The following is an 18,733-nucleotide window of genomic DNA, read 5'->3' as shown; positions in this document are numbered from 1 at the left end:
AAAGAAGATGGAAAATAGATTTTTTATAGGAGGGATTATATATGAAAAAGGTATTTTTGACGTTATTATTGGTGTTATCATTATCTTTGTTTGCTTTTCAACCAGTAACTCTTGTGGATGATTTAGGAAGAGTAGTGAAATTTGACAAAGAAGTTGAAAGAATTGTTGTTGCAGCTCCAGCCATTTCTGATTTTATAATCAAATTAGGTGCAAAAGATAAAGTTGTAGGTGTTACAGATTTTGATTCTTATATAACAGATGTTGAAAAAATAGGAAATATGATGCCTCTAAATGTGGAAAAAATAATTTCTCTAAATCCAGATGTTGTATTATTAACCGGTGGTTTTCAGGAAGGCGAAGTATCAAAATTAGAAAAATTTGGAATCAAATCTTTTGTAATAAATCCCACCACATTAAATGAAATGTTTAGAGATTTATCCCTTGTAGGTGTAATACTTGGAAAAGGCAAAACTGCTCAGGACTATTCGCGAAAGTTAAGAGTTAGAATGTTAAACATTGCAAAAAATTCATTTTCGTGGAAAAATAAGCCAAAGGTAATATATTTATCCGCATACGGTAGTGTATCACAAATGTGGACATGTGGTACCGGTTCGTATTTAAATGAATTAATTACATATGCTGGTGGAATAAATGTAACTGCTCCATATACAGGAAACAATGGTTGGTTTGCAATAGGGCCAGAATTTGTAGTAAAGGAAAATCCGGATATAATTTTGGTTCCTTCTTATTATCCTGGGGATAAAGGCGCTTATAATCTAATAATGAATGCAGAACAATTTAAAGATGTTAATGCCGTGAAAAATTCTAAGGTGTTTATAATAGACGGAAATAAAGCTTCTTTGCCAAATACTGGATTAATAGATTTGTTAGGAGAGCTCAACAAACTCTTCAGTGAAAACAGATGAAAATATTAAAAACGGGGAAAGTTTCCCCGTTTTTTTCCCTGATATTTGGGCTAATTTTTATACTATTTTCTATAATATTATTTACATCATTAGGAACAGTTAAGATTCCATTTAAAGATGTTGTTTTATCCTTTTTTAATGTATCTTCAAATTCTTTGTATAATAAAATAATTTTCAATTTAAGATTACCAAGAATATTGGGAACGATTATTATTGGTGCAATCTTAGCAATTGCGGGAAATGATTTTCAAATGATAATAAAAAATCCTCTTGCGGATCCATTTATTATTGGTATATCCTCCGGAGCAAGTTTTGGCGCTATTATATACACTGCACTTAAAAGTGTATATGGGATTGATTTGCCTTTTGGGATAGAATTTTTTTCATTTATTTCTGCATTAACTGCAACAATAATAACTTTTTCATTAGCAAGAGAAGGTAAAAAATTTCCTGTTATATCTTTAATATTAAGTGGAGTTATCGTTGGATTTGTATTTAATTCTATTTCTACTCTGTTTACTGTCTTATTCTGGCAAAATTTATTACATATAAACTTCTGGCTTATGGGAAGTACGGGAAATATTGTATGGTCTGACCTGACAATATTAATTGTATTTTTACTCTTACAAATTGCAATTAATTTTATATTAAAAAAGCACATAGAAGTTGTAGCGATGGGAGATGACATTTCAATTTTTTCCGGAATAAATCCTGAAAAAATAAAATTAATAGTACTTGGCATTAATGTTCTGGCAGTATCTATAGTTGTATCAAAAGCTGGAATAATTGGATTTGTTGGTCTGATAATACCTCATCTTGTAAGAAAAATTACAGGTCCAGATATACATTACTCTACAATAGGAGCTTTAATATATGGAGGAATATTCCTGGGGTTTGCAGACCTGTTTTCACGATATTTGTTCAGACCTACAGAATTACCCATAGGTATAACAACATCATTAATAGGAGCTCCTATTTTTATTATTATTATGAAAAGAGGAAAAAAAATATGAAAATATTAGAAATTGAAAATCTTGAGTTTTCATATAATAATCATTTTAGGTTAAAAATAGATCATATGTATATAAAAAAAGGAGAATTCGTTTCAATAATTGGACCAAATGGTTCAGGTAAAACTACTGTATTAAAATTATTAACATTATTAGAAAAGAAAAATAAAGGAAAAATTATAATAGCTGGAAAAAAAATAGAAGATTATACTAAAAGAGAATTGTATAAAAAGATAGCCGTGGTTCCACAGGAATTCTTCACATCATTTGAATTTACAGTAGAAAATATAATTTCATCGGGAAGAATTCCTTATGAAACATTATTTTCAAGCAGTGATGAAAAAATCGTAGAAAAAATTATGACAAAAACAAATACTTTAAAATTTAAAGATAGAATTTATAATTATCTCAGTGGTGGTGAAAAACAAAGGGTTATGTTAACACGAGCGCTGGTTCAAAATACTGATATATTATTACTGGATGAGTTTGTATCTCAAATAGATCCAGGTTATACTCAGCAATTAATACGAATGGTAAAAGACGAATCGATTAAATATGAAAAAAGTATATTGTCAATATTCCACGATGTTAATCTGGCATCATTATATTCTGATAGAATATATATCTTTAAAGATGGGAAAATTAAATATTCTGGTTCTCCAGAAAATGTTATAACTGAGAAAATAATGAAGGAAATTTTCAATATAGATTGTATAATAACAAAACACCCTAAAAAAGGGAAACCACAGGTTGTTTTTGAATATTGACACAATTATGTTATAATTTAATTAGTATAATTTATATAAATGTTCTAAATTATTCTTTCTTTTCAAATGCTAATGTTTCGGTTATGCTAATGTTTTGGTTATGCTAATGTTTCGGTTATGCTAATGTTTCGATTATAATATTTTAAAAGGGGGTATTTCAATTGGGTGTGAAGTATATTGTTAATATTGATAAAGTAAATCAATTAACCAAAGCAGAAAAAGAAGAACTAAAAAAAGTTACAGAAAAATATAAATTCAGAGCAAATGATTATTATTTAGGACTTATAAACTGGGATGATCCAAATGATCCAATTAGAAATCTCATAATCCCACAAATTGGAGAGTTAGACGAATGGGGAAAGTTGGATGCTTCAAATGAAAAGTCGTATACCATAAGTAAAGGATTGCAACACAAATACAGGGATACAGCTTTGTTGCTTGTAAATGATGTATGTGGAGGATATTGTAGATTTTGTTTTAGAAAAAGGTTATTTATAAACATTGGTGCAGAAGTTGTCAGAGATGTAAGTGAAGATCTCGAATATATAAAGCAACACAAAGAAATAACAAATGTATTATTAACAGGTGGAGATCCGTTATTATTATCTACAGAAAAATTAGAAAATATCATAAAGCAAATACGCGAAATTGAACACGTTCAAATTATAAGAATAGGGTCAAAAATGGTTGCATTTAATCCATATAGAATAATCGAAGACAATAAATTAATTGACATGATAAAAAAATATTCTACCGATGAAAAGAAAATATATATAATGACACAATTCAATCATCCTAATGAAATTACAAATGTTGCAATAAAAGCTGTAAATATGTTACTCAAAGCTGGAGCTATCCTGGCAAATCAAACACCTTTAATAAAAAGTGTAAATGCAGATTGGAAAACTCTAATGGAATTGTTTAAAAAATTATCATTTATAGGTGTCCCACCATATTATGTATTTCAGGGAAGACCTGTTGCAGGAAATAAACCTTTTGCTTTAACTATAGAAGAAGGCTATCAAATATTTTTAAAAGCAATTGCTAATGTTTCAGGACTTGCAAAAAGAGCAAGATTTGCTATGTCTCATGAAACAGGAAAAATTGAAGTGGCTGGATTAACAAAAGAACATATAATCTTTAGATATCAGAGAGCTCATAATCCTGAAAATGCAGGTAAATTTATGATCTACAAAAGAAATCCAAATGCATATTGGTTAGATGATTATAAAGAATTAGTTGAAGAATATATTGTGGATAATCCTTTAATATAAACAAGCTTTTATTTATCATTAATTTTTAATATTTTATAACAAGGCATGGGATTCCATGCCTTTTTTTGTTACAAAATAAAAGTTGACTTTTTTTATCGTATTTGATAAAATAATAATAGACATTTTTTATCCTATTTGAAAGTTAAAAAAATAACAAGGAGGATGTTGTTTATGGAAACGAATTTATTTGAAAATGTATTGGAATTAATTGGGAATACGCCATCAATGAGGTTAAAAGCTATTGAATCATATTTTAATATTGAAAATAAATTATATGCAAAAATAGAATATTTTAACCCAGGTGGAAGTATAAAGGACAGAATGGGTGTATATATGCTTCAGAAAGCCCGAGAAGAAAACATGATAAATTCCGATACAATAATAATCGAACCAACATCTGGAAATACCGGAGTAGGATTAGCTTTATATGCAATTAAATATGGAAATAAATTGATTTTTACAATGCCCTCAAAAGTAAGTCTCGAGAAAGAATATTTATTAAAAGCATATGGAGCTTTTGTAGTTAGAACACCAACAAATGTAAAACCAGATGATCCAAATTCATATTACAGCGTTTCAGAAGTAATAAAAAAATTGATATGGAAAAAGAATAAAAAAATTGACATTTTAGAAATTAAAAATATTGTTGAATATGTTCAACAGTTGGTAAATAATAATGACCTGGATAAACTTAAAGAAATTTTAAAAGAAGATATTAAACCAAATATTTACGCATATTCACCAAATCAATATGAAAACAAATATAATCCTGAATCACATTACATTATAACCGCAAAAGAGTTATGGGAACAATTTGATGGTAAGTTAGACTATATTTTTGCTGGTGTGGGAACTGGAGGAACAATAACAGGGATATCAAAATATTTTAAAGAACGCAGTAATACAAAAATTATAGGTATTGATACAGTAGGATCTATATATAAATTAGTAAAAGATGGAATGGATATAAAAAAAGCTTTAGAACATGCACATACATATTTAGTTGAGGGCATTGGTGAAGATTTGATTCCTGAAACTGTAGATCTCGATTCTATTGATGATATGGTTGTCGTTGGAGATCAAGAATCATTTTCTATGACAAGATTCATCGCCAAAAAAGAAGGAATTCTTGTTGGAGGTTCTTCTGGTGCTGCGTTATTTGGAACTATTAAATATATTAAAGATAATAATATAAAAGGGAAAAAAATTGTAATAATATTTCCCGATAGTGGAAGAAGTTATTTAACGAAGATATTTAATGATGATTGGCTAATAAAAAACAACATTAAAATAAATGATGAAAAAATTTTGGAGGTGTTATTATGAAGTTTTCAACAAAAGCTGTACATATAGGTGAAGTGCCAGATGATACTCAACACGGTGATGCTATATACCCAATACATTTATCTACAACTTTTGCTAAAAAAAGTCTCGAGGATGTAGAAAATGGATTTGTATATTCAAGAAGTGGTAATCCCACCCGCGATAACTTAGAAAAAAAGTTAGCCTCTATTGAAAATGCAAAATTCGGATTGGCATTTTCTTCTGGATTGGCTGCCGAAACGACAATAATTCTTTCTTTATTAGAAAAAGGGGATCATATAATTGCATTTGATGATTTATATGGTGGAACAAAAAGGTTATTTGATAAAGTACTAAAAAGATTTGGAATAGAAGCTAGTTATGAAGACTTTAGAGATTTAAATAAAGTTGAAAAGGCTATAAAAGGTAATACAAAACTCATATGGATTGAAACTCCCACAAACCCATTATTAAAACTTGCCAATATTAAGGCTTTATCAGAATTATCAAAAAATAAAAATTTAATAACCGTTGTGGATAATACATTTGCCAGTCCTTATTTTCAAAATCCACTGGATTTAGGTGCAGATATAGTCTTACATAGTATAACAAAATATATAAACGGACATTCAGATGTTGTAGGCGGAGCTATAATGGTAAATGATGAATTATTATATGAAAAAATAAAATATCATCAAAATGCCGTAGGTGCAGTTTTATCTCCTTTTAATTCATGGCTGGTTATGAGGGGAATTAAAACTCTTTCCTTACGGATGGAAAAACATGAAAAAAATGCTATGATTATAGCCAAGTATTTAGAGGATCATCCAAAAGTCGAACTAGTATATTATCCTGGACTTGCTTCCCATCCTCAGCATGAATTAGCTAAAGAACAAATGAAAGGATTTGGTGGCATGTTATCTTTTGAATTAACAGGAGATTTAGAAGAGGCAAAAAAGTTTGTTGAAAATTTAGAGTTTTTTTCTTTGGCAGAAAGCTTAGGTGGAGTCGAATCTTTAATAGAACTTCCAGCATTAATGACTCATTCAGCAATTTCAAAAGAAGAAAGATTAAAAATAGGAATTAAAGATTCATTGATAAGAGTTTCAGTCGGAATAGAAGATGTTGAAGATTTAATTGAAGATTTAGAAAAAGGTTTTAAGGCGGTGAAAAAATGAAGATTTCTTTTAAAGAAATAGAAATATTTTTAAAAAAATTAGGGTATGAAAAAAATGAAATAAATGAATTTATTGAGCAAATAAAACATTTTGAAGAAGAAGCTCCAGACAGAGACGAAATTGTAAAATCATATCTAAACGATAAATGTATAAATGTTATTGTTGAAGAAATATCCAATGAAATAGTTACATTAAATAATAAACATATACGCCTTCTTGATGTTGCTGCTGGTTCGGGGTTTTTTACGGAAAAAATAATAATGAACTTAAAAGAAAAAGGGATTTCTGTTGATCCTTATGCATTAGACTTAACTCCTAGCATGCTGAATAGATTGGAAGAAAGAAATATAAAAACTATTTGGGGAATTGCCGAAAGGATTAAAGATTCAATTTTAATTTCTAATGATTATTATAAGGAGAAAAAACCAGAAAAATTTGATGTAGTTATATCTACATTGGCTTTCCACCATTTTTTAGAGCCAGAAAAAGTTTTAAAAAGTTTTAGAAACGTTTTGAATAAAAATGGAAAAGCTATAATAATAGATATATTAAAACATGAACATGAGGAAATATTAGAAGATTTAAAAGATACTCATCCTGGATTTTCTTTAAACGAAATAAAAAATATAAGTAAAGAAATATTTACTAAAACAAATGCAGATCCTTTAGAAGCATATTGTACTGTTGATGATAAAAAGATTTATTTATATAAAGCCGTATTAAGTATGGTATAATAATTATATCTCATAGCATTTTCAAAGATAAACCAAAAAACATTAAGGAAATATAAAAAACAAAATAAAAAAGAGAATCGCATAAATTCATTGAAAGTGGAGGGATAAAAATGGAATTAATAGAATCAGGAAGAAAAAAGATTGAATGGGTCAAACAGCATATGAAAGTGTTAAACACTTTAAAAGATATGTATATGGAAGAACAACCGTTTAAAGGAATTAATATTTCAATGAGTATTCATCTTGAAGCAAAAACCGCATATACTGCCGTTGTATTACACGAATTAGGAGCAAATGTAGCAATAACAAGTAGCAATCCGTTGTCTACACAGGATGATGTAGCTGAGGCGCTAAAAACATATGGCGTTAATGTTTATGCTAAACGCTCTACCGATGAAGAACTATACTGGAAAAACATAGATAAAGTGCTTTCCATTAAGCCCAATATTGTTATCGATGATGGTGCTGATTTAGGGGTTAGAATTATAGAAAAATATCCGGAATTATTAGAAAATATCTGGGGAATAAACGAAGAAACTACAACAGGCATTAAAAGATATAAAGCATTATTAAAGGATGGGGAATTAAAGGTTCCTGTAATAGATGTAAATGATTCGTATATGAAATATTTATTTGATAATCGATATGGAACTGGGCAATCAACATGGGATGGAATTATAAGATCTACAAATCTAACAGTTGCTGGTAAAAATGTTGTAATTGCGGGTTATGGATGGTGTGGTAAGGGTGTTGCCATGCGAGCAAAAGGATTGGGTGCAAAGATCATTATTACAGAAGTTGATCCTATAAAAGCAATAGAGGCAGTTATGGACGGTTTTGAAGTCATGCCTATGGATGAAGCTGCTAAAATTGGGGATTTCTTTATAACCGTTACAGGTGATACGGATGTTATTGTTGAAAAACACTTTTTAAATATGAAAGATGGTGTGGTTTTAGCTAACGCAGGACATTTTGATATAGAAGTTAAAGTTGCAGATTTAGAAAGAATTAAAGTTGAAAAAACAGAGATTAGAAATGGTGTGACTCAATATACAATGCCAAATGGCAATAAGTTATATTTGCTTGGAATGGGACGACTTGTAAATTTAGTAAATGGAGATGGACATCCTGTAGAAATAATGGATTTGTCCTTTTCATTACAACTTGAAGGAGCTAAATACCTAAAAGAAAATAAAGGGAATATAGAGGTTGATGTAAAACCGGTGCCGTATGAAGTTGATATAAAAATTGCAAAAATAAAATTAAAGACTATGGGTATTGAAATTGACGAATTAACTCCGGAACAAATCGCATATTTAAATAGCTGGAAATAAATTAAAACACCGAATAAGAACATACTAAAAAAATAAAAAGGGAGCGTAAGCTCCCTTTTTGGGGTGGCATGTGGGATTTGAACCCACGACATCCTGATCCACAGTCAGGCGTTCTACCACTGAACTAATGCCACCATCTCTAAATAAAAAAAGGTGGCGCGCCCAGAGGGACTCGAACCCCCAACCCTTGGATTAGAAATCCAATGCTCTATCCTATTGAGCTATGGGCGCTGGAGCGGCCGACGAGACTCGAACTCGCAACCCCTGGCTTGGAAGGCCAGTGTTCTACCAATTGAACTACAGCCGCACATAAAAAATACGCCACCTTCTGGTCGGAGCGACTGGGATCGAACCAGCGACCTCCGGTTCCCAAGACCGGCGCGCTACCATCTGCGCTACGCTCCGACACATCATCTTCATCAGATGTCCGTGAATTATAATACCACAAAAATCGCTATCTGTCAAGTAAAAAAATATTTCAAGATTTTTACAAATTATAAATTATCCAAATCATCTATTATTTTTTGTAAAACATCGGGTTCTTCATAAAATGAAATCACTTCTCCGTTTTTTAATGCTATGGTTAAACAAAAACTTTCTAAAAATGGTTTATGTAAAGTTCTTATTCGTTTATTTGGTAAAAATAAATCTCTAATTTTTGGATAATAAAATTCCTGATTTCCTTTTATATCATACAAATTATAAGACTCGATTTCATTTTTATATATTATCTGATTAAAATAGTCGCCGTTTGGCATTTTAAAAGAATAAGCAATATAATTATTACCTATAGCTAAAGTTGAAGAAAGCAATTTTCCGATTTCTTCAATTGAGGAAATTTCACCCCGACCAAAAAACAAATGATAATATCTCCAGTTTTCAGGTTTAAAATTATTATTTCTAATATAATTTTTCAATATATCAAATTTTTTTTCTTCATTTGCGGCAACAAGAAAAATTCCAGAAACAACTAACAAATAAAATAATATAAAATAATTTGTAAATCCAAAAAGTAAGGCTATGGCTTCGCTGCCAATTATAGTTCCCGCTAAGAATGAAAATACCTCTTTCCCTTTTAGCTTTAAAATCTGATAATAAATAATAAAAGCTATTAAGGAAACTCCAAAAAAGAGCCAACCTTTAACAAAGAGTTGTATAAAAGGAATTAGTCCTAAAATAATAGATAAAATCAAATAGTTCATATCATCACCTACTTTCCAACACAAAAATTACCAAAAATATTGTCCAATAATGTTTCTGTATAATCATCCCCTGTTAATTCATTTAAAGCTTCTATTGTTTTTCTAACATCAAACATTATTGCATCATTTGTTAATCCTAATTCAATTCCCTCTATAGCTTTAATTATAGAATCAATGGCTTTTTTTACAGCGTTTTTTTGTCTTCTGTTTGTAAGCGTTAATTCATCTGTAATTACAGTATCCTTTAATTTTTTATATATTAAATCCTCGAGATTTTTTATTTCACCATTGGATGCTGAAATTCTAACAACTTCATGTTCTTTCCACGGAATTTCAAAATTATCCTCATTAACAATATCTGATTTATTAATAACAATAATGACTTCTTTATTTAATTTATTTATTTTATTATATATTTCTTTATCGTATTCATCTATGCCAACTGAATTATCCAATACAAATAATATAAGTTTTGACTCTTCAATAGCTTTTAATGAGCGTGTCACACCTATTTTCTCCACAACATCTTCAGTTTTTCTAATCCCTGCAGTATCAATAGCTTTTATAAAAATTCCTCTAATATTTAAATTCTCTTCAATCGTATCTCTTGTTGTTCCGGGAATATCTGTTACAATTGCTCTATCTTTTCTCAACAAAGCATTTAATAATGTGGATTTACCAGCATTTGGTTTTCCGACGATAGCCATTTTAATTCCCTCTATTGCGGATATTCCGTTATCAGCGTTTTCATATAATTCCTCTAACTCTGCTTTTATTGTATTTAATGATTTTAAAAATTGAAAATTATCAACTTCAAAATCATCTGGATAATCCATTTCAACCTCAATTCTGGCAGCAATATTAAATAATTCTTTTTTTATTATCTCTATTCTTTTTGACAATTTACCATCCATTTGATTTGTTGCAGCTTTCAATGCGAAATCTGAATTGGCATGAATTAATTCATTAATAGCTTCCGCTTTTAACAAATTCATTTTTCTATTCATAACAGCTCTTTTGGAAAACTCTCCTGGTAAAGCTTCTCTTACATTCAACGTCATTATTTTTTCTAAAATTTTTTTTGTTACTAATATACCGCCATGGCAGAATATCTCAAGCATATCTTCTCCAGTATAACTTTTTGGCCCTTTATGATAAACCCATGTAACTTCATCTATTACATAATCTTTTTCTTTAATCCAGCCATAATACATTTTTTTTGGTTCAGGAGCATGTATGTTAAAAAGAGATTTTATAACGTTAATAGTGTTTTCCCCTGTTAATCTTATAACAGCTATAGCTCCTGTTCCAATAGGGCTTGAAATTGCAGCAATTGTATCAAAAATCATAAAATCACTCCCAAAAAAGTTTTCTGATATATTATATCATATTAAATCATATACTTTTTTACTATTATTATCTTTTATTGTAAATAATAAAAATTTATAGAAATATGAGGAAATAATAATAACGAATCANNCATGCAATGGTTTCGCTCAAAAAAACGTCCTGTTTTTTTGACAGCTCACGCAAATATTTAACTCGGGAATTTTCAAGCCTTTTCTCAGATTATAATTCGTTATTATTATTAATCATATAAGCAAATGAGCGTCTGAACGAGATCAGCATTTGCAAATTTTATATTTACAACTTCGGTAAATTTTTATTATTGACAAACAAAATAAATTTTGTTATAATATACGCAAATAACAGAGGGGGGATTTCAAATGTATGAAGGAAAATTAATTCGATTAAGAGCATACTCAAAAGATGATATAGCTAATATATTAGAATACATAAATGATTTTGATGTAAAAAAATATTTAATGCCAGGAATACCTCTTCCATTCCGTTATGAAGATGAACTAAAATGGTATGAAAAACTAAACCCTATGAAAGCAGATAATTACAGTTTTGCTATAGAAAGAAAAGAAGACAATAAATATATAGGTGGATGTGGAATTGTTAGTGTAGACTGGAAAAATTCTGTAACAACTGTTGGAATTTTTCTGGGTAAACCATTCTGGAATAAAGGATATGGCACAGATGCCATGAAAGTGCTGATAAATTTTATATTCAATGAAATGAATGTTAATAAAGTAAAGTTACACGTTTTTAGTTTTAATAAAAGAGCTATAAAATCTTATGAAAAAGTTGGATTCAAAATTGAAGGCATACTTAGAGAAGAAATATTCAGAGAAGGTAAATATCATGACGAAATAATAATGGGGTTGTTAAGAAATGAATGGACGTCATTTTAGATTTTTTAAATAATTTATGTTTTTTAAAAAAGCAGCGTAAATCACGCTGCTTTTTTAATGAATCCTTTTTTCCATCTCTACTTGCTTTAAGAATGGTGTAAATTCATATTTTTTTATTAATTCATATAATGGATCATTTTCTGGTAAAGATACTATAGTTATATTTTTAAAATTCATATTTGCAAATCTATTGATTAAATCCTTTAATATTTCTTCATATTTTGTAGTATCCACAATTGGTGAAACATCTACAATAAAAACTCCTTCTTTTGTTTTGCCCCATACAACATAACCAATCGTAAAACCTTTTTGAATGATTCTTTCCATTTTATAACGTTCTCTGGATAATTCGAGCGTTTTAGGTTCTCGCTGCCAGTTTGGATTTCTACCTATATAATGTAATGCTTCTACCGCTCTATCGTGTATATATTTATTATCAGTTTCCACATATTTAAATTTTGTATCATCAGTTTTATCAAGATATTTTATAAAACTTTCAAGTATTCGACGTTCTTTAAATCCGTGTTTCTTATAAAATTTTTTTGCACTTGTCTCTTCATCAACAACTTCTAATGTTATTTTAGTTATACCTTTCCACTTCATCTTTTCCAGAGTATAATATAATAATTCCGAACCATAACCTTTAAGTCTGAATTCTTTCAAGAATCCAAAAGCATCTATTCTTCCTCTGGCACCTCTAATTGAGACAAGAGAAAAACCTATTGGTTTATTATCTTCATATACTATATAGGAATCATCAAGAGAAATCGAATTTTCTCTTAAATCATATTCAAACGATGTCATAGTCCAGTTTATAGGAACAGAATAGTCTTTAAATGTTTCATTTACGAGATCAACAATTGTAATCTTAGGGACTTCACTCGCTTTTTTAAATTCCATAAAACTCCCCCCTAACTTAAAAAAATTTTACCTTCCTATTAAAATTATATCACAAAAAATATAAAAACAGATGTTTAACATCTGTTTTTATATTTTCATAGATATCTATTTTTGCATTATATTTTGAAATTTATTTATGTTGAAATATCCAAACCTTTCCTTTGCCCTTGATTAACTTGCTGTTTTACAACATCGCTTGCCTGCTTCATAGCTTCTCTCCACGCTTCTAATAGTGTATTTAAAAGTGATTTTACTTCTTCTAATATTTCTATATCTTTATTTAAATTAGCATCTAAAAGACGTCTATACATATAATTATATAAAGCTCTTAAATTTTTAGAAATTTCTCCTCCTTTTTCCATGTCTAATGATAAATTTAATTCCATAATAATATCTTCAACTCTAACAATCTGATTATGAGCTTCTGCAATTTTTTTATTTTTTATCATATTAACAGCTCTATTTAAACGCTCTATAGAATTCAAATATAACAATTCCACTAATTTTGCTGGACTTGCAGTTTTAACCATGTTTTCAACATATCTATTGTTGGCGTTTTGAAAATTATTTGTTTGAAAATTATTTGGTTGATACATTTTCACACCTCCGGTGTATATACTTTATTCTTATTCAATTTCATCGATGGCTCTTTCAAATGCTTTTTTGAAAATTTCCAGAATTTCAGAAAATTCATAATCAATGATATCTGAAATTTCAACATTATCTGAAATACTTTGTGATTCTATTATTTTTTCCAGAATTTCTTTTTGTTTTTCCATTTCTTCTTCTGTAATAAAAGTTTTATTTAATACTTTAGATGCCTGTGAAAGAATAGTATTCATTGCTTGTAGTCCTTCAGCGAGGGCTTTTATCATTTTATGACCTTCTTGAGTATTCAGCATAATTTCCTTTGATATTGAACTAAGTGAATTTTCTATTTTGAATATGTATTGTTTTCCTTCCAATAAGAGTTTTTTGACAAGACCATAAAGATCGTCAAATATCAATTCTATATTCTCTCCGCCTTCGAAAAAAGCATTTTTTATTTCATCATAATATTTCATTGGAATTTCTTTTTCGTTTATTTTCATTCCTGTCAATACAGAATTTGCTTTTTCTGTTTGAAAAAAATTCACCAATTCATTGAAATTATTAAATTCTTCCTTTGAAAATTCTCTTTCATAAGATTGGTCATCAGATTCATAAATAACTTTTACCTTAATTTTATCCATAAAAATACCTCCTATATCCTAAATACATATCGTCTAATTTGATTATAACATTAATTTCTCATAAAACAAAGAATATATGTAAAAAAAAATTAATATTAAAAATACGTTTTTGACAAGAATATTGTTGACATAAAAAGAAAAAAAGATTATAATAATAAACGTACTGTTTATTATACTACTCATAAAATTGCAAAAAACAAGATTTTTTTATTGTAAAATTTTATTGTTTTATGATAAAATGACTTTTTAAAAAGGTTTTGAGCTGTTTATTATAAAATACACAAAAGACATATATAAAACACAGGTGATATTATGAAAATAGGCGAAAAGTTAAAAAAATTAAGACTTTCGAGAGGGTTGACTCAAGAAGAATTAGCTGTAAGAGCTGACTTAACAAGAGGATTTATTTCTCAATTAGAAAGAGATTTAACTTCGCCTACCCTTGAAAGTTTAGAAATGATTTTAAGAGCACTGGGTACAAATTTGAAAGAATTCTTTTCTGATTTTGAAGATCAAAAAGTTATTTATAAAAAAAGTGAAAGGGTTCCTATTTATGATACGCCAGATGGTGTAAAGGAAGAATTGCTTATGACAGATACAGAAGTAAAAAAAATAGAACCTATGATTGTAGAATTAGAACCATTGGCGCAAACAGAAGAAGAAAATTATCATGAAGGTTCTGAATTTGGTTATGTTTTAGAAGGTAATATTGAATTATGGTTAGATGATGCAAAATATAAAGCTAAAACGGGAGATGCTTTTTATTTTAAATCTGATAAAATACATTATATAAAAAATGCCAGCAAAAAGAAAAAAGCCAAAGTTTTATGGATTGAAATACAATAAAAAAATTCCATGGGGAGGGTTGCAAATGGCAAAATCATTAGGAAGACATATTATAGCAGAATTTTATGAATGTGACAAAGATATATTAGACGACGTAGACAAAATAGAAGAATTAATGAAAAAAGCTTCTATTGAATCTGGAGCAACTATAGTAACCTCAACTTTCCACAGGTTTTTACCCCATGGGGTGAGTGGAGCTGTAATAGTTTCTGAATCTCATTTTGCTATTCATACATGGCCAGAATATGGTTATGCTTCTGTTGATATTTATACATGCGGTGATCATGTTGATCCGTGGAAAAGCTTTGAATTCTTAAAAAAAGCATTTAACTCTCAAAGAGCACAAACAATAGAACATTTAAGAGGAGTTTATGAAGAAATAGGTATAGCTGAAAACTCACCACATAAAGTGGAAGTTTAAGGAGGGATAAAAATGGAAAAAAAATTAGAACCAGGAAGACATTTATTATATATGGAATGGTACACAGGTGGAGATGTTGGATTATTTATGAAAATGAATAAAATATTATTTTCAGGCCAAAGTGAATATCAACGTGTTGATGTGTTCGAAAATCCAGAATTAGGTAGAGTGTTTTCATTGGATGGTATCACAATGACAACAGAAGTTGATGAATTTATGTACCATGAAATGTTGGTCCATGTTCCAATGTTCATTCATCCAGAACCTAAAAGAGTTTTAGTAATTGGCGGTGGTGATGGAGGATCTACAAGAGAAGTTTTAAAACATCCGTCCGTTGAAGAAGTTATTTTGTGTGAAATTGATCCAATGGTTATTGAAGCAGCAAAAAATTATTTACCAACAACAAGCGTTGAATTTGACAATCCAAAATTAAAAATAGTGAATGAAAATGGTGCAGAATATGTAAGACAATTTGAAAATTATTTTGATGTGATAATCGTAGATTCTACAGATCCTACAGCTGGAGAAGGCGGTCATCTATTTACTGAAGATTTCTATAAAGCATGTAATAATGCATTAACAGAAAATGGTGTATTTTCTGCAGAAACAGAAGATCCTTTTTATGATAGAGCCTGGGTTGGAATTGCTTACAATAGAATAAAAAGTGCATTTCCTGTTACAAAAGTTTATATGGGATTCATGACAACATATCCATCTGGTATGTGGAGTTATACTTTTGCATCAAAAGGGTTAGACCCGCTAAAAGATTTTAATCCCGAAAAAATTAAAAACTTTGAAAAGAAAGAAACTTTAAAATATTATAACGAAGAAATTCACGTTGCAAGTTTCGCATTACCAAATTTCGTAAAAAAATTAATAGGCATAAAATAATAAATCGACGGTTTTACCGTCGATTTATTTTGGGTTATAGATGAATTTTATGTTATAATTTTAATATATTTAAATTATAATAGCCTGTTTAAAATTATGATTACGATGTCCAAAAAGTCAAATTCACTCAGGCAGCTCGATTGCTTATCCTTAAAATTATTCATTCTCAGCCGTCGTTCAGATTTTTCATCCATGAAAAAGCTTCACTCAAAAAAACGTCCTGTTTTTTTGACGGCTTCCATTCATAATTTTAAGGGCAATCTTCGAGCCTTCATTTCATTTTAGACTTTTTAGACAGTCTTATTATGATTTTTGAGGTGAGAATTTTGTCAAGAGAATATATAATTCCTATTTTCATTCCACATGCAGGATGCAAAAAAATATGCGTATTTTGTAACGAATATTCTGCAACAGGAATAAAAATAAAACCCGACATAAACAAAATGAATGAAACCTTCGAAAAATATATAAATTATTTTCCTGAAAATTCCCAACCCTATATTGCATTTTATGGTGCAACATTTACAGGAATGAAAGATGATGAAATGCTATATTACTTAAAATGGGCTCAAGATAAAATTAACAATTATAAGGCATTTGGAATAAGATTCTCCACATCACCAGAAGAAATAACCAGCGAAAAAATCAATATTTTAAAAAATTATTCGATAAATTTTATTGAAATTGGTGTTCAATCGTTTTACGACAATATTTTAAAAGCTGCAAACAGACCTCATACTTTAAATGACGTATGGACCGCTATTGACCTGCTTGAAAAAAATAATATAAGTTATGGCATTCATCTAATGACTGGATTACCTGAAAGTTCTTATAATAAAGATATAAACTCAGCAATAATTACATCTTTTTTAAAAGTAAAAAGTATAAGAATCCATCCAACAGTCATATTAAAAAATTCAAAACTGGAAATTATGTTTAAAAAAGGAGAGTATGTTCCCGAAACATTAGGCACAGCTGTCGAAAAAGCTGCAAAAATGACAGAAATTATAGAATCTACAGGAAAAAAGGTTATAAGACTTGGTATATGTTTATATGGAAAAGAACGAGACAATGTAGTAGCTGGCCCGTATCATGATTCTTTTGGCGATCTTGTCAGAACAAAAATAGCTGAAAATATTATGATTACATTTAAAAAAGAAAGGCTTACAGTTCCATTAAAATTAAAATCAAATTTCATAGGTTTTAAAAGGAAAAATTTGCCTTTACTTGAGAATTCAAAAATCAAATTTCATAATGAAGAATATTTTCTACTAAATAATACTAAAATAACATATGAAGATTTATTGAAAAAAATTGAAATATTATAAAAGGGGGATTTTTATGGCTTCAAAGGTTTATTTTACAAATTTAAGAACAAGACCTGGTATGAACTTACTCGACAAACTGGAAAGATTGGTAAAAAAAGCTGGTATTGAAAAAATTGATTTTAAAGATAAATTTGTTGCAATAAAAATTCATTTTGGAGAACCTGGGAATTTAGCCTATATAAGACCAAATTACGCTGCAAGAATTGTGGCATTAATTAAAAAACTTGGAGGGAAACCTTTTTTAACAGATGCCAATACTTTGTATTCTGGAAAAAGATCAAATGCGTTGGATCATATTCAAAGTGCTTATGAAAATGGATTTAACCCACATTCAACAGGTTGTCATGTTATAATAGCTGATGGTTTAAAAGGTACTGATTATGTAGAGGTTCCTATAAATCTACATTATTGCAAAACTGCAAAAATTGGTACCGTAATAATGGATAGTGATGTGATTATTTCCATGGCGCATTTTAAAGGGCATGAGCAGGCTGGATTTGGTGGTACTTTAAAAAATATGGGAATGGGATGTGCATCCAGAGGAGGAAAATTAGAATTACACTCAACATCTCAGCCTAAAATTGTAGATAAGAATTGTGTTGGCTGTGGTATATGTGTAAAGAATTGCGCTTATGATGCTATTCATCTCAATGAAAAAAAGATTGCATATATTGATTACGATAAATGTGTTGGCTGTGGTCAATGTATTGCTGTTTGTCAATATAATGCTGCACAGGTGGTCTGGAATGAATCATCTGAAATAATGAATAAGAAAATCGCAGAATACACATACGCTATAGTAAAAGATAAACCCGCATTTTATATAAATTTCATAATGAATGTTTCCCCGGATTGCGATTGCTGGTCAAATAATGATTATCCAATTGTCCCGGATATTGGAATCGCTGCTTCTTTTGATCCTGTAGCTCTGGATATGGCGAGTGTTGACTTGGTTAAAAATGCTCCTGCTCTTCCCGGAAGCAAAATTTACAATTCTCATGATTTTGTAGGGGAGGATAAATTCAAATTTGTTCATCCAAATGCTGATTGGGAAGCTGGATTAAATCATGCACAACAAATTGGCCTTGGAAATAAAGAATATGAATTAATAGAAATATAAAAACAAG

19 protein-coding genes and 4 tRNA genes are annotated in these 18,733 nt (G+C 29.3%); 14 read left to right on the top strand and 9 right to left on the bottom strand.

All coding sequences use genetic code 11. From position 1 onward, the window contains the following. Nucleotides 1-41: 41 nt before the first annotated feature. The 8 genes from X274_RS09520 to X274_RS09485 all read left to right on the top strand — a co-directional run bounded on the left by X274_RS09520 (nt 42) and on the right by X274_RS09485 (nt 8,525). Nucleotides 42-926 (top strand): ABC transporter substrate-binding protein, encoded by an 885-nt coding sequence (locus tag X274_RS09520; RefSeq protein ID WP_047266592.1) that lies wholly within the window; start codon nt 42-44, stop codon nt 924-926. Further along, entirely contained in the window at nt 923-1,939 is a 1,017-nt protein-coding gene (locus tag X274_RS09515; RefSeq protein WP_047266591.1) for a FecCD family ABC transporter permease, read from the top strand. Before X274_RS09520 ends, X274_RS09515 begins: the two co-directional genes overlap by 4 nt. Further along, entirely contained in the window at nt 1,936-2,703 is a 768-nt protein-coding gene (locus tag X274_RS09510) for an ABC transporter ATP-binding protein (protein WP_047266590.1), read from the top strand. The genes X274_RS09515 and X274_RS09510 overlap by 4 nt, the downstream gene beginning before the upstream one ends. Nucleotides 2,704-2,864: 161 nt before the next feature. Continuing rightward, nucleotides 2,865-3,977 carry a KamA family radical SAM protein gene (locus X274_RS09505; protein WP_047266589.1) on the top strand — a complete coding sequence of 371 codons (1,113 nt, stop codon included), beginning with the start codon at nt 2,865-2,867 and terminating at the stop codon, nt 3,975-3,977. A 171-nt stretch (nt 3,978-4,148) separates the two neighbouring features. Beyond that, nucleotides 4,149-5,303 (top strand): PLP-dependent cysteine synthase family protein, encoded by a 1,155-nt coding sequence (locus X274_RS09500; protein WP_197073356.1) that lies wholly within the window; start codon nt 4,149-4,151, stop codon nt 5,301-5,303. After that, nucleotides 5,300-6,457 carry a trans-sulfuration enzyme family protein gene (locus tag X274_RS09495; RefSeq protein ID WP_047266587.1) on the top strand — a complete coding sequence of 386 codons (1,158 nt, stop codon included), beginning with the start codon at nt 5,300-5,302 and terminating at the stop codon, nt 6,455-6,457. The genes X274_RS09500 and X274_RS09495 overlap by 4 nt, the downstream gene beginning before the upstream one ends. Beyond that, the gene (locus X274_RS09490) at nt 6,454-7,191 is read left to right on the top strand and encodes a class I SAM-dependent methyltransferase (RefSeq protein WP_047266586.1); all 738 of its coding nucleotides are present in this window, start codon (nt 6,454-6,456) and stop codon (nt 7,189-7,191) included. Before X274_RS09495 ends, X274_RS09490 begins: the two co-directional genes overlap by 4 nt. A gap of 110 nt (nt 7,192-7,301) precedes the next feature. Then, a complete protein-coding gene (locus X274_RS09485; protein ID WP_156166194.1) occupies nt 7,302-8,525 on the top strand; it encodes an adenosylhomocysteinase in 1,224 nt (407 codons plus the stop codon). A gap of 59 nt (nt 8,526-8,584) precedes the next feature. Here the strand turns inward: X274_RS09485 and X274_RS09480 are convergent. The 6 genes from X274_RS09480 to mnmE form a co-directional block, all read right to left on the bottom strand. Then, nucleotides 8,585-8,659, bottom strand: a tRNA-His gene (locus tag X274_RS09480). Nucleotides 8,660-8,679: 20 nt separating this feature from the next. After that, nucleotides 8,680-8,756, bottom strand: a tRNA-Arg gene (locus X274_RS09475). Continuing rightward, nucleotides 8,757-8,832 (bottom strand) — tRNA-Gly (locus X274_RS09470). Nucleotides 8,833-8,854: 22 nt separating this feature from the next. Continuing rightward, a tRNA-Pro gene (locus X274_RS09465) sits at nt 8,855-8,930 on the bottom strand. Nucleotides 8,931-9,019: 89 nt separating this feature from the next. Continuing rightward, nucleotides 9,020-9,727 carry a hypothetical protein gene (locus X274_RS09460; RefSeq protein ID WP_047266585.1) on the bottom strand — a complete coding sequence of 236 codons (708 nt, stop codon included), beginning with the start codon at nt 9,725-9,727 and terminating at the stop codon, nt 9,020-9,022. Between the two features lie 8 nt (nt 9,728-9,735). After that, the gene (gene mnmE, locus X274_RS09455) at nt 9,736-11,076 is read right to left on the bottom strand and encodes a tRNA uridine-5-carboxymethylaminomethyl(34) synthesis GTPase MnmE (protein WP_047266584.1); all 1,341 of its coding nucleotides are present in this window, start codon (nt 11,074-11,076) and stop codon (nt 9,736-9,738) included. Between the two features lie 378 nt (nt 11,077-11,454). Here mnmE and X274_RS09450 point away from each other — a divergent pair, with 378 nt between their 5' ends. Next, nucleotides 11,455-11,988: a GNAT family N-acetyltransferase gene (locus X274_RS09450; RefSeq protein WP_047266583.1), complete on the top strand. Its 534-nt coding sequence runs from the start codon at nt 11,455-11,457 to the stop codon at nt 11,986-11,988. Between the two features lie 54 nt (nt 11,989-12,042). Here X274_RS09450 and X274_RS09445 read toward each other — a convergent pair whose 3' ends face one another. The 3 genes from X274_RS09445 to X274_RS09435 all read right to left on the bottom strand — a co-directional run bounded on the left by X274_RS09445 (nt 12,043) and on the right by X274_RS09435 (nt 14,120). Continuing rightward, on the bottom strand, nt 12,043-12,888 hold the full coding sequence (locus X274_RS09445; RefSeq protein WP_047266582.1) for a GNAT family N-acetyltransferase: 846 nt from the start codon (nt 12,886-12,888) through the stop codon (nt 12,043-12,045). A 134-nt stretch (nt 12,889-13,022) separates the two neighbouring features. After that, a complete protein-coding gene (gene fliS / locus X274_RS09440; RefSeq protein ID WP_047266581.1) occupies nt 13,023-13,484 on the bottom strand; it encodes a flagellar export chaperone FliS in 462 nt (153 codons plus the stop codon). A 30-nt stretch (nt 13,485-13,514) separates the two neighbouring features. Further along, nucleotides 13,515-14,120 carry a hypothetical protein gene (locus X274_RS09435; RefSeq protein WP_047266580.1) on the bottom strand — a complete coding sequence of 202 codons (606 nt, stop codon included), beginning with the start codon at nt 14,118-14,120 and terminating at the stop codon, nt 13,515-13,517. 312 nt (nt 14,121-14,432) lie between these two features. Between X274_RS09435 and X274_RS09430 the strand changes: the two genes are divergently transcribed. From X274_RS09430 to X274_RS09410, 5 genes are all read left to right on the top strand, one after another. Then, entirely contained in the window at nt 14,433-14,966 is a 534-nt protein-coding gene (locus X274_RS09430) for a cupin domain-containing protein (protein ID WP_047266579.1), read from the top strand. Between the two features lie 25 nt (nt 14,967-14,991). After that, the gene (gene speD / locus X274_RS09425) at nt 14,992-15,387 is read left to right on the top strand and encodes an adenosylmethionine decarboxylase (protein ID WP_047266578.1); all 396 of its coding nucleotides are present in this window, start codon (nt 14,992-14,994) and stop codon (nt 15,385-15,387) included. Between the two features lie 12 nt (nt 15,388-15,399). Then, nucleotides 15,400-16,278 carry a polyamine aminopropyltransferase gene (speE, locus tag X274_RS09420; RefSeq protein WP_047266577.1) on the top strand — a complete coding sequence of 293 codons (879 nt, stop codon included), beginning with the start codon at nt 15,400-15,402 and terminating at the stop codon, nt 16,276-16,278. A 326-nt stretch (nt 16,279-16,604) separates the two neighbouring features. Then, nucleotides 16,605-17,606, top strand: a complete 1,002-nt coding sequence (locus X274_RS09415; RefSeq protein ID WP_052913281.1) for an elongator complex protein 3 — start codon at nt 16,605-16,607, stop codon at nt 17,604-17,606. A gap of 13 nt (nt 17,607-17,619) precedes the next feature. Beyond that, nucleotides 17,620-18,726, top strand: coding sequence for a DUF362 domain-containing protein (locus X274_RS09410; protein WP_047266576.1), 1,107 nt, complete (start codon nt 17,620-17,622; stop codon nt 18,724-18,726). The last annotated feature ends 7 nt before the right edge of the window (nt 18,727-18,733 follow it).

It is taken from the genome of Marinitoga sp. 1155 (assembly GCF_001021175.1).
In the GTDB taxonomy this organism is placed as follows: domain Bacteria; phylum Thermotogota; class Thermotogae; order Petrotogales; family Petrotogaceae; genus Marinitoga.
This window is presented reverse-complemented; position numbering and strand designations above follow the sequence as displayed.